Raw genomic sequence first — 12081 nt, forward strand, 5'->3', positions numbered from 1 at the left:
CAATGTTTACGGGAAGTATTGTTGCACTCATCACGCCGATGGATGACAAAGGTAATGTCTGCCGTGCGAGTCTGAAAAAACTGATTGATTATCATGTCGCCAGCGGAACTGCGGCGATTGTTTCTGTAGGCACCACCGGTGAATCCGCCACGTTAAGTCATGACGAACATGGAGACGTGGTTCTGCAGACGCTTGACCTGGCTGATGGACGTATCCCGGTGATTGCCGGAACCGGGGCAAATGCCACCGCAGAAGGTATCTCTCTCACCAAACGCTTCGAAAATTCCGGCGTTGTCGGTTGCCTGACCGTCACGCCTTATTACAACCGTCCTACGCAGGAAGGGTTGTATCAACACTTTAAAGCTATCGCCGAAAGCACCAGCCTGCCGCAGATGTTGTATAACGTCCCTGCGCGAACGGGCTGCGACATGCTGCCGGAAACCGTTGCGCGCCTCGCTGAAATTAAAAATATTATCGGAATCAAAGAGGCGACCGGGAACTTATCGCGTGTTAGTCAGATCCAAGAGCTGGTTGATGATGAATTCATCCTGGTCAGCGGTGACGATGCGTCTGCACTGGACTTCATGCAACTGGGCGGCAAAGGCGTTATTTCCGTGACGGCGAACATCGCTGCGCGTGAAATGGTTGAACTTTGCACCCTGGCGCAGCAAGGCAACTTTGCTGAAGCACGCCATTTGAATCAACGTCTGATGCACCTGCATCAGACGCTTTTCTGTGAACCCAATCCGATTGCGGTGAAATGGGCTGCAAAACAGCTGGGATTAATCGCTAACGACACGCTGCGTCTGCCGATGACGCCACTGACAGCAGCAGGCCAGCCGAAGGTGGAGCAGGCGCTGGTTAAAGCGGGTTTGCGATAATTTAGGGAGAATGAATGAATTACTCAGTTAAGCGGTCAACAGTTGCCACAGTGGTGGGGCTTTCCACCCTGATGCTGTTGTCGGCATGTTCGAGCGATCAGCGTTATAAGCGTCAGGTCAGTGGGGATGAATCCTATCTGCAGGCCAGCGAATTGCACGAACTTAAAGCGCCAGCCGGGATGATTTTGCCGGTTCAGCGTGGTGACTACGACGTTCCACGCACCACCAGCAATGCGGCTGTTGGTAAACAGCTTGATATTCGTCCACCGGCACAGCCTTTGGCGTTGATGAACGGCACGCGTGCCCAGTTCAGCAGCAATACCGGCGCATTAATGATTGAAAACAGCCGTGGCTCGGTCTGGCCGCAAGTGGTTAACGTGGTGCAGTCTTACAAATTCCCGATTGCCTCACGTAACGATGCGGGTCAGGAGCTGAGCACTGATTGGGTACAGTGGAATCGTGCCGACGAAGACGAACAATATCGTGGCCGTTACCAGATCAGCGTTCAGTCACAAAGCTATCAGCAAGTGTTGACCGTGCGTCTGCTCGAACTGCAGCAGAACGGCAAAACCATCACTTCGCCAGTACAAGTCCAGCGTTATACCGCGCAGATGTTAAATGACATCAGCACCGGGTTGGACAAAATTGACACCGCCAGTGCCAATGCTGCCGCAGGTCGTGTCAATGGTGCCATCGATGTGCAAAGCGGCGCCGATGACACCGGTTTACCCATGCTGGTTCTGCGCACGCCATTCAACGTAGCCTGGCAGCGTCTGCCAGATGCGATGAAACGCGTCGGCATGGAGGTCACCGACAGCAATCGCTCACAAGGCAGCTTGAACGTGACTTACAAAGCGCCGGGCAGCAGTACGTGGGATGAAGTAGGTGCCAAAGATCCTGAACTGCCAAACGGTGATTACAAAGTGCAGGTCGGCGATCTCGACAACCGCAGCAGCCTGCAGTTTATCGATCCAAAAGGGCACGTGCTAACCCAGTCGCAAAACGATGCGTTGGTCGCGGTGTTCCAAGGCGCGCTAAACAAATAAATTGCTTTAGGCCGGAGATTCTCCGGCCTTTTTATTTTGTTTTTGGCATAATAGCGCGCGGCGAAGTAAACGATTGCGTAGACGCAATCGCCGCAGCGGCTCAAGCCGTTGAACACCGGTTATTTCATGTTTGGAGTTAACAAAATGCAAAAGCGAGCTGAGTTGTATCGCGGTAAAGCGAAAACCGTATACAGCACCGACAATCCGGATCTGCTGATACTCGAATTCCGCAACGATACGTCAGCAGGTGACGGGGCTCGAATCGAGCAGTTCGATCGTAAAGGAATGGTAAACAACAAATTTAACCATTTTATTATGACCAAGCTGCAGGAAGCGGGCATTCCAACCCAGATGGAAGCGCTGCTTTCTGACAACGAAGCGCTGGTGAAAAAGCTGGAAATGGTGCCGGTTGAGTGCGTAGTGCGTAACCGTGCGGCAGGTTCACTGGTTAAGCGTCTGGGCGTGGAAGAGGGCATGGTACTCAATCCGCCACTGTTCGATCTTTTCCTTAAGGATGACGCCAAGCACGACCCAATGGTCAATGAATCTTACTGCGAAACCTTTGGCTGGGTGAGCAAAGAGAATCTGGCTCGCATGCAGGAACTGACCTTCAAAGCCAACGACGTCCTGAGCAAACTGTTTGATGATGCTGGCCTGATTCTGGTCGACTTCAAACTGGAGTTCGGTCTGTTCAACGGCGAAGTGACGCTGGGCGATGAGTTCTCGCCAGACGGCGCGCGTCTGTGGGACAAAGAGACCCTGGATAAAATGGACAAAGACCGTTTCCGTCAGAGCCTTGGCGGCGTGATTGAAGCCTATGAAGCAGTTGCACAGCGTCTGGGCGTGAAACTCGACTGAGTGACGTTGATCTGATGCGGTAAAAAGAGGCGCTTCGGCTCCTCTTTTTCATTTTGCAGCAAAGCTGGTGATTGCTCCGGCGTGCAACTAAAATCATGCCATCTAAGCAAAACGCGAAATGGAGTGAAGCATGCGCTGGCAAGGGCGTCGCGAAAGTGACAATGTAGAAGATCGACGTAATCAGTCGTCGGGTTATGGAACAGGACGCCAAATTCGAATCCCGCGCGGCAAAGGCGGTATCGTGCTGCTGATTGTGGTCGCAGTGGCAGGATATTATGGTTATGACCTGACAGCGTTGTTAACGGGTGAGCAAGTTGCGCCATCCAGTCAGCAACAGCAGCGCAGCATCAACAGCAATCAGGATGAGGCGGCAAAATTTACTTCAGTGATCCTGGCGACCACAGAAGACACGTGGGGCAAGCTGTTCAAGCAGATGAACAAGCAATATGCACCGCCTAAACTGGTGATGTATCGCGGTGCCACCCGTACCGGCTGCGGCACGGGCCAATCTGTGATGGGCCCCTTTTATTGCCCCGCTGATCAAACGGTTTATATCGATCTCTCTTTCTACGATGAGATGAAAAGCAAACTCGGCGCGGGCGGTGACTTTGCGCAAGGGTATGTCATTGCGCACGAAGTCGGCCACCATGTGCAGAAACTGCTTGGCATTGAACCCAAAGTGCGCGAAATGCAGCAAAATGCCAGTCAGGCGCAGGTTAATCAGCTGTCAGTGAAAATGGAACTGCAGGCTGACTGTTTTGCCGGTGTTTGGGGTCATTACATGGAGCAGGAAAGAATCCTCGAAGTGGGCGATCTGCAAGAAGCGTTGAATGCAGCCGAAGCGATTGGCGACGATCGTTTACAGCAGCAAAGCCAGGGCCGCGTGGTGCCAGACAGCTTTACGCACGGTACGTCACAGCAACGTTACACCTGGTTTAAAAATGGCTATGACAGCGGCAATCCCGGCCAGTGTAATACCTTCGCGAACAATAAATGACGCTTGAGGAAATCAGCCGCCAGATGCAGCAAGCAGGCATTCGGCGGCTTTGCGTTATCAGCGGCGAAGCGGATTGGTGTTTATCTACGGCACAAAACTGGCTCAACAGATTAACCGGTGACTGGCTGTGTATCAGCGCGTCGCCGCTGTTTTCCACGCTACACTGCGCGCCCGGCGCACTACGTACCTTGCTGGGTCGCGAATTTCTTCACGCTGTGTTTGATGCCCGTCAGGGATTTCATGCTGAAGCCTTTGCTGCACTCGTCGGTACGCTGAAAGCAGGAAGCTGGCTGTTACTGCTGGCGCCCGCCTGGCGCGATTGGCCCGGGCACACTGACAATGACAGCGTGCGCTGGGGCGATGTAGCAGAACCGATTGCGACGCCAAATTTCATTCATCGCCTGCAGCAGCTTATCGACGTAAACGAGCATATTGTACTGCATCGTCAAGAACATAACGTGCAGATTACCCCCTTGCCGATGCTAGCCAACTGGCAATGTCAGGCACCGCAGCAACAGCAAGCCATTCTCGCGCAGCTTATTAATCAATCCAGTGGCGTCGCGGTTATCACTGCAGCACGCGGACGCGGTAAATCTGCCTTAGCAGGCATGCTGGCACAGCAAAATACCCGCTGTTTAATCACCGCGCCGGCAAAAGCGTCCACCGAGGTGCTGGCGCGTTTTGCTGGCGAGCATTACCACTTCATGGCACCTGACGCCATTCTCGAACAGGCGACAACGCCAGACGCTGACTGGCTGATTGTCGATGAGGCCGCTGCTATTCCTGCGCCGCTGCTGCATGCGCTGCTGGCGCGTTTTCCGCGGGTATTGCTGACGACCACGGTGCAAGGCTACGAAGGCACAGGTCGGGGTTTTATACTGAAATTTTGTGCCGAACTGGCGCAAGTTACCTATTTCACGCTGGATGAGCCGTTGCGCTGGTCGCGTGCCGATCCGCTCGAAAAATGGCTTAATCAGGCGCTGATGTTTGAAGATGCGTTACCGGCGCCAGTAAACCGTGATGCATCCATTCAACGGCTCAACATGGCGAGCTGGCCCGAAAACCAAACGCTGCTTGAGACGGCTTACCGCTTGCTGACCAGCGCGCACTATCGCACTTCGCCAGTAGATTTACGGCGACTGCTTGATGCTCCCGGCATGCATTTGTGGCTAGCCGGTGACGCGCCAGGTTTAACCGGCGCATTATGGCTGGTGGAGGAGGGCGGTTTATCTGTCGATCTTGCGCGCGCTGTTTGGGCGGGGCGACGGCGACCACGCGGCAACTTGATCGCACAATCATTGGCTGCCCACAGCGGATTTGTCGAGGCTGCCACGCTGCATTCATTACGCATTAGCCGTATCGCCGTCGCGGCAGAATGTCGCCGTCAAAAGATCGGGCTGGCCTTGGTCGAGGCAGCGCGCGCTGCCGAACTGGGCTACGATTACCTTTCGGTCAGCTTCGGCTACACTGAATCTCTCTGGGCTTTTTGGCGCGCCTGCGGTTTTACCTTGGTGCGTATCGGTAGCCAGCGCGAGGCCAGTAGCGGCTGCTATGCGGCGATGGCGATTCGTGCCATCACACCCGCGGGGCAAAATTTGCAAGATGCTGCAGCGTTGCAGCTTGCGCGCGACTGGCCCGTTTTACAGCGCCATATCAATATCAAGCTCGCGTTGGTGCCCATAGAGCAAAGGTTTACTGCTCAAGATTTACCGCTGGTCGCCGGTTTTGCATGGGCGCTGCGTCCCTTCGAAGCCAGTTTGCCGGTATTGCAGCGTTTAATCAGCGCGACGGATCGGCCGGTTTCACTGCTTCGGGCTGCCGTTGAGACGCCTGATGCGCTAAGCGCACTGGCAAAGCAAGCTGGATTAAGCGGACGCAAAGCGATTGTCTCGGCGTTACGCCAACAGGCAGCCGATGCGCTTGAAGCGTTAGATGCAAAAAGCGCGGAGGCTCTGCGTCAGCAATGGCAATAATTCCACAGACTCGTTCAAATATTCCCAATATCATTTACTGCGCCGCGGCGTAAAGTAAATGAAGGAGGTCAATATGGCATTGCAATACGTTATCGTTCAGCAGCCGGTTAAGGCTGCACAACTCTTTTGCTGTATCACGGCGTTGGCGACAATCCTGATGCGATGGGTGAAATCGGCAACTGGTTTGCCCGAACGTTCCCGGAAGCCTTGGTCGTATCGGTAGGCTCGCCAGGCTTGAGCCGTCAATGGTTCGCTGAAACGCCAACCCACGATCAAAGCGAGCAGCAGCGAGTGAATGCCGCACTGCCGCAATTTGTGGATTCGGTTCGTCATTGGCAGCAGGAAAGCGGCGTACGCGCGGAAGCAACGGCGCTGATCGGTTTTTCGCAGGGCGGCAGCATGGTGCTGGAAGGCGTGAAAGCCCATACCGATTTAGCGGGGCGCGCGGTTATCTTCAGTGGGCGTTTTACGAGCCTGCCGGAAAAGGCCAGCACCCGCACCACGATTCATTTGATTCATGGAGAAGATGACGACGTCATTCCAGTGCAACATGCTGAAAAAGCGGCGCAGTCTCTAACCGCGTTGGGTGGCGATGTCACTCTGGATATTGTGGAGGATTTGGCGCATGCCATTGACGATCGCAGTATGCAGCTGGCATTAAATCATCTGCGTTATACCGTACCGAAGCGCTATTTTGATGAAGCGTTAAGTGGGGCGAAACCGGGTGATGATGATGTCATCATGATGATGTGAAACAGCCCTCGCGTTGGCGAGGGCTGTTGAATCACTTTTTCTTGGGCCAGTCGTCGTCGTCCCATTTATCGTTGAAATCACGATGCGGCGGCAGGTCCGGTTTGTTATCCATAAATTTCTTATGATCAATGCGCTTCAGATCTTTATAAACGTTCATCAGCACGCCAACCATCAGCAGGATCACTAAGATCCACCAGTAATCTTTAATAAACTCCATTTCCCCACTCCTTACGATCGCGATCAGGCGATCAATTGTTCCATGATGCGCTGGTACATTCGGCTCAACATTTGTAGGTCGGACGCCTTCACGCACTCGTTAATTTTATGAATTGTGGCATTTACCGGGCCCAGCTCAACCACCTGCGCGCCCATGCGGGCGATGAAACGACCATCCGAGGTTCCACCGGTGGTTAACAGTTGCGGCTTAATCTCATTATAGTGCGCTATTGCGTTGACCACGGCATCGACCAGTTTGCCGCGTGAGGTCAGAAACGGTTGGCCTGATAATTTCCACTCAATGGTGTAACGCAACTGATGGCGATCCAGCAGTTCGGCGACGCGCTGGCGAATCGTCACATCGGTCGATTCTGTGCTGAAGCGGAAGTTAAACTGCACAAACAACTCGCCAGGGATCACATTGTTACTGCCGGTTCCGGCCTGCACATTGGCAATCTGCATGCTGGTTGGCGGGAAAAATTCGTTACCGCGATCCCATTCCACGGCCGTCAGTTCAGCGAGTGCAGGCAGGGCACGATGTACCGGGTTATCCGCCAGGTGCGGATACGCCACATGGCCTTGAACACCGTGAACGGTGAGGTTGGCGGTAATCGAACCGCGACGACCATTTTTAACCACATCACCCACGACTTCAGTGCTGGACGGCTCGCCAACCAGACAATAATCCAGGCGTTCGTTACGTGCCATCAAGCGTTCAACCACTTTCACCGTGCCGTTGGCCGCGCTGGCTTCTTCATCGGAAGTAATCAGAAACGCCAGACGCCCTTTATGCTGCGGATGCGCGGCGACGAAACGTTCAGCCGCCACCACCATTGCGGCCAGCGAGCCTTTCATGTCTGCTGCGCCGCGTCCAAACAGCATGCCGTCACGAATAGTCGGTTCAAAAGGAGGATTAATCCAACGGTTCGCATCACCCGGCGGAACGATATCGGTGTGGCCGGCAAACGCCAGCGTTTCGCCTTGTCCACGCGTCGCCCAAAAGTTCAGGGTGTCATCAATGTTCATGGTTTCGATATGAAAACCAATCGCTTCCAGGCGCGCAATCAGCAGCGCCTGACATCCGGCATCATCTGGGCTGAGAGAAGGACGACGGATAAGCTGCTGTGTCAGCTCAATGACCGGACAAAACATATTATGACTTCTCCTGGATAAAGTTCTGGTAAGTAGTTTCGTTAAAGCCAAGCAGTAGCGAACCCTCTGGCGCGCGTAACAATGGACGCTTGATAATGGCGGGTTGCGCCAGCATCAACGCTTTGGCGCTATCAGCATCCGTGATCGCTTCACGTTCGGCTTCCGGTAACTTACGCCAGGTCGTGCCGCGCGTGTTCAGGAGCTCTTGATACCCCAGCGTGTCAATAAACTGCTGTAACTGCTCATCGTTCAGGCCATCTGCGCGGTAATCATGAAAACGATAGTCGATGCTGGCAGCCTCTAAAAAGCGGCGGGCTTTTTTAATCGTGTCGCAATTTTTTATTCCAAACATCGTCCAATGCGCTGTCATCGCTGATTCCTGTCATAAAAGTAAAGCGCGAGTTTAACATAGTGTGATCCTATGCGGCATCTGACCTCTGTTAGAGAAGGGAAAACAAAGCTTAACTAACCCTGCGAAAGCGGTTTCAATATCGTCCTAAATTGTTACTTACCTCATCATTATCATTCTAAGAATTTCCTCATGTACAAAATTTATGCTACCGCTGGGTTAAAAATAAATAAATCCTGTCGCCTTAATAAGTTGCTGAAATGTGCGTCAGCAATCATATCCAGCAAAGTAAAGCTTTTATTCGCCTCTGCCGATAGTGATAACAGGTGTAAACGTATTCACTTGAAGAAAAAACAGGCGTAAAATTATCAGCACAATAAGAGAGGTTTTTATGATTGATACAGAAATGGGGAACTGGAAAGAATTTATCGAAGCGATGTTACGCCACAAGTAACACGTGATGAAAAAAGCAGGGTATTTCCCCCTTGCTGAAATTCTGACTACACACATAAAAAGGCAGCCATGATAATGGCTGCCTTTGTTTTTTCATGACACAACTCAGGTCACATTGATCTTGCTCGCTGAGTTCTGTCTCGAATTTACTTCACGATGCCGCTTTACGCTGGCCAGACGTTAATCATGCGGTTTATCACGCGCCGGAAAACGGCGACGCACCACAACAAAAAACAGCGGGACAAAAAATATCGCTAGCACTGTGGCTGAGATCATCCCGCCCATCACGCCTGTGCCGACCGCGTGCTGACTACCGGAACCCGCACCTGAACTGATTGCCATTGGCAGCACGCCAAAAATAAACGCCAGCGAGGTCATCAAAATAGGACGCAGGCGCTGCCGCGAGGCTTCCAGCGTCGCTTCAATCAGCTCTCGGCCTTTGCTGTTCATCTCATTAGCGAACTCAATAATCAGAATGGCATTCTTGGCCGATAAGCCAATCACAGTTAATAATCCGACCTGGAAGTAAACGTCATTCTCCAACCCGCGCATCCAGGTCGCGATTAACGCACCCACCACACCAAGCGGCACCACCAGCATGACCGAGAAAGGTATCGACCAGCTTTCATACAGCGCCGCCAGACACAAGAACACCACCAACAGAGAAATGGCATACAGCGCTGGCGCTTGCGAACCGGACAAGCGTTCCTGATAGGATGCGCCAGTCCACTGAAAGCCAACGCCCAGCGGCAGCGCATTCACCAGCTTTTCCATCTGGTCCATTGCCGCACCGCTGCTGACGCCAGAAGCCGCTTCGCCGACTATCTCCAGCGAGGAATAGCCGTTGTAGCGTTCAAGTCGCGGTGAGCCGGTTTCCCAGCGGCTGGTGGCAAAAGCAGAGAAGGGCACCATGCGCCCGCTGCTATTGCGTACATACCATTTGTTAATATCACCGGGCAGCATGCGGAATTCAGGTGCGGCCTGCACATAGACTTTCTTAACGCGACCGCGATCAAGGAAGTCATTAACATAGGTTGAACCCCACGCGGTGGTCAGCGTGTCATTAATCGTATCGATTGAAACACCCAGCGCCTGAGCTTTACGCTCGTCTACATCAATTTGCAGCTGCGGGCTGTCATCCAAACCATTGTGACGTACGCGCGAAAGCAATTTGTCGCTACCCGCCATCTCCAGCAATTTATCGCGCATGGCCATTAACTGGCTATGTCCGGCACCTGCATGATCTTGCAACTGCATGTCAAAGCCTGATGAGCTGCCCATACCGGTAATCGCTGGAGGGCTACTGGCTATCACGCGACCTTCCTTGATTTTCTGGAATGCGGCAGTGGCGCGCTCAATGATAGCGAATGAGGTGCGATCGGCGCCCGGACGCGCTTCCCAATCTTTTAGACGGACAAACAGACGCGCAACGTTTTGACCATTTCCGCCGGGACCTGCACCGATGGTTGAAAACACCGACAACACATTCTCTTTTTCTTGCGTCATGTAGTAGTTCTCAACCTGGGCGACCACGTTAGCGGTTTGCTGCAAAGTCGAACCCGCGGGTAATTGCACCTGCGTCAGGAAGACGCCGCGATCTTCCAGCGGTAAAAACGAGGTCGGTAATTTAATAAACAGAAACGCCATCACGCCAATAATGCCCAGATATAACACTAACCAGCGGCCGCCTTTCATCAGGATGCGTGCCACGCCACGTTCGTAACGCTCAGCATTGGTGTTGAAGTGACGATTGAACCAGCCGAAGAAGCCACGGCGTTCATGGGTTTCGCCTTGCGCTATTGGCTTCAGTAACGTGGCACAGAGTGCCGGTGTGAGGATAATTGCCACCAAAACCGACAGCACCATCGCCGACACGATAGTGATCGAGAACTGACGATAGATCGCGCCTACGGTGCCGCCAAAGAAAGCCATCGGCACAAACACCGCCGACAGCACCAGAGCAATACCGACCAGCGCGCCCTGTATTTGCCCCATCGATTTTCGCGTGGCGGCCCGCGGCGATAAGCCTTCCTCGCTCATGATGCGCTCAACGTTTTCCACGACGACGATGGCATCATCCACTAACAGACCAATCGCCAGCACCATGGCAAACATGGTTAATGTGTTGATACTGAACCCACAGATGTATAACACGCTGAATGTGCCAAACAGCACCACCGGCACGGCGATGGTGGGAATCAAGGTGGCACGAAAATTCTGCATAAACAGGTACATCACCGCGAAAACCAGCACGATCGCTTCAAGCAGCGTTTTTACTACGTCTGTGATCGAGGCTTTGACAAACGGGGTAGTTTCATAAGCGATCTTGGCTTCAAGCCCATGAGGAAAATAGTGCGACAGTTCTTCAATACGCGCGCGCACCAGCTTGTCGGTATTCATCTCATTGGCACCGGAAGCGAGCTTAACGCCCAGGCCAGAAGCTTGTTGGCCGTTGTAACGGCTGAGGTAATCGTACTTCTCCGCGCCCAACGCGACGCTTGCAACATCGCCCAGCGTGACGACTGAACCATCAGGATTATTCTTCAACGTGATCGCTTTGAATTGCGCGGGCGTTTGCAGCATTGATTGCGCATTCACCGTGGCGTTCAGGGCTTGTTTATCTACCGCCGGTAAACCGCCGACCTGGCCCACGGCAACTTGGGCATTCTGCGATTCGATGGCGCTAACAACATCATCTGTCGTCAGGGAATAGGCAATTAATTTATTGGGATCAAGCCAAATGCGCATCGCATATTGTGAGCCGTAAGCATCTACCTGACCCACACCGTCAATACGACTCAGCGGGTCCTGAATGTTACTGGCGACATAATCTGCAATATCCTGCTTGTCCATGCTGCCATCGGTTGAGACGAAAGCGACCATCAATATATTGCTGTCACCGGTTTTATTGACGGTAACGCCCTGCGATTGAACGGCTTGCGGCAGTTTACGTAACGCAGATTGCAGCTGGTTTTGCACCTGCTGGCGGGCTTCATCAGGATCGGTCCCGGCGGTAAACGTCAGCGTGATTTGTGCCTGGCCGGTGTTGCTGCTGTTGGATGACATGTACATCAGGTTATCGATGCCTGTCATGTTTTGCTCAATCACCTGCGTCACGGTGTTTTCCAGCGTTTCTGCAGATGCGCCGGGATAGTTAGCCGTGATACGAACGTTAGGAGGAGCCAGATCGGGGTATTGCTCAATAGGAAGTGAAATGATGGACAACGTGCCACAAAGACACAACAAAATCGCCAGAACCCAGGCAAAAATGGGACGGTCGATGAAAAAATTCGACATCGAATCGACACTCCTTAGCAGCGTATCGTCATTATTATAAAAAACGGTTCCTTAATGAAAAGGACGCGAAGCAGGGGAGGGGAACGCTATCATCCACGATTTCCTG

Annotated in this window: 10 protein-coding genes and 1 pseudogene; 7 read left to right on the plus strand and 4 right to left on the minus strand. The window is 53.0% G+C overall.

What is annotated here, in order from left to right:
• Window positions 1-2 precede the first annotated feature (2 nt).
• The 6 genes and pseudogenes from dapA to ypfH all read left to right on the plus strand — a co-directional run bounded on the left by dapA (window position 3) and on the right by ypfH (window position 6508).
• The gene (gene dapA, locus KQP84_RS08105; protein WP_215845905.1) at window positions 3-881 is read left to right on the plus strand and encodes a 4-hydroxy-tetrahydrodipicolinate synthase; all 879 of its coding nucleotides are present in this window, start codon (window positions 3-5) and stop codon (window positions 879-881) included.
• Between the two features lie 14 nt (window positions 882-895).
• Window positions 896-1927 carry an outer membrane protein assembly factor BamC gene (gene bamC, locus KQP84_RS08110; protein WP_215845907.1) on the plus strand — a complete coding sequence of 344 codons (1032 nt, stop codon included), beginning with the start codon at window positions 896-898 and terminating at the stop codon, window positions 1925-1927.
• Window positions 1928-2071: 144 nt separating this feature from the next.
• Window positions 2072-2785 (plus strand): phosphoribosylaminoimidazolesuccinocarboxamide synthase, encoded by a 714-nt coding sequence (gene purC / locus KQP84_RS08115; protein ID WP_215845909.1) that lies wholly within the window; start codon window positions 2072-2074, stop codon window positions 2783-2785.
• A 130-nt stretch (window positions 2786-2915) separates the two neighbouring features.
• Window positions 2916-3782 (plus strand): KPN_02809 family neutral zinc metallopeptidase, encoded by an 867-nt coding sequence (ypfJ, locus tag KQP84_RS08120; RefSeq protein WP_215845911.1) that lies wholly within the window; start codon window positions 2916-2918, stop codon window positions 3780-3782.
• Window positions 3779-5755: a tRNA(Met) cytidine acetyltransferase TmcA gene (locus KQP84_RS08125; protein WP_215845913.1), complete on the plus strand. Its 1977-nt coding sequence runs from the start codon at window positions 3779-3781 to the stop codon at window positions 5753-5755. The genes ypfJ and KQP84_RS08125 overlap by 4 nt, the downstream gene beginning before the upstream one ends.
• A 73-nt stretch (window positions 5756-5828) precedes the next feature.
• Window positions 5829-6508: pseudogene (gene ypfH, locus KQP84_RS08130) on the plus strand (esterase).
• A 31-nt stretch (window positions 6509-6539) separates the two neighbouring features.
• Here ypfH and KQP84_RS08135 read toward each other — a convergent pair.
• Genes KQP84_RS08135 through KQP84_RS08145 form a run of 3 tightly spaced genes read right to left on the minus strand, consistent with a single transcriptional unit; the run spans window position 6540 to window position 8246 of the window.
• Window positions 6540-6725, minus strand: a complete 186-nt coding sequence (locus KQP84_RS08135) for a YpfN family protein (RefSeq protein WP_047715355.1) — start codon at window positions 6723-6725, stop codon at window positions 6540-6542.
• A gap of 23 nt (window positions 6726-6748) precedes the next feature.
• Window positions 6749-7876: a succinyl-diaminopimelate desuccinylase gene (gene dapE, locus KQP84_RS08140; RefSeq protein WP_215845915.1), complete on the minus strand. Its 1128-nt coding sequence runs from the start codon at window positions 7874-7876 to the stop codon at window positions 6749-6751.
• A gap of 1 nt (window position 7877) precedes the next feature.
• A complete protein-coding gene (locus KQP84_RS08145) occupies window positions 7878-8246 on the minus strand; it encodes an ArsC family reductase (RefSeq protein WP_215845917.1) in 369 nt (122 codons plus the stop codon).
• 370 nt (window positions 8247-8616) lie between these two features.
• Between KQP84_RS08145 and ypfM the strand changes: the two genes are divergently transcribed.
• A complete protein-coding gene (gene ypfM, locus KQP84_RS26150) occupies window positions 8617-8679 on the plus strand; it encodes a protein YpfM (RefSeq protein ID WP_215848231.1) in 63 nt (20 codons plus the stop codon).
• Window positions 8680-8858: 179 nt separating this feature from the next.
• Here the strand turns inward: ypfM and acrD are convergent, their stop codons facing one another.
• A complete protein-coding gene (acrD, locus tag KQP84_RS08155; RefSeq protein WP_215845919.1) occupies window positions 8859-11975 on the minus strand; it encodes a multidrug efflux RND transporter permease AcrD in 3117 nt (1038 codons plus the stop codon).
• Window positions 11976-12081 lie beyond the last annotated feature (106 nt).

This window comes from Candidatus Pantoea bituminis (assembly GCF_018842675.1).
Classification (GTDB): Bacteria; Pseudomonadota; Gammaproteobacteria; order Enterobacterales; family Enterobacteriaceae; genus Pantoea; species Pantoea phytostimulans.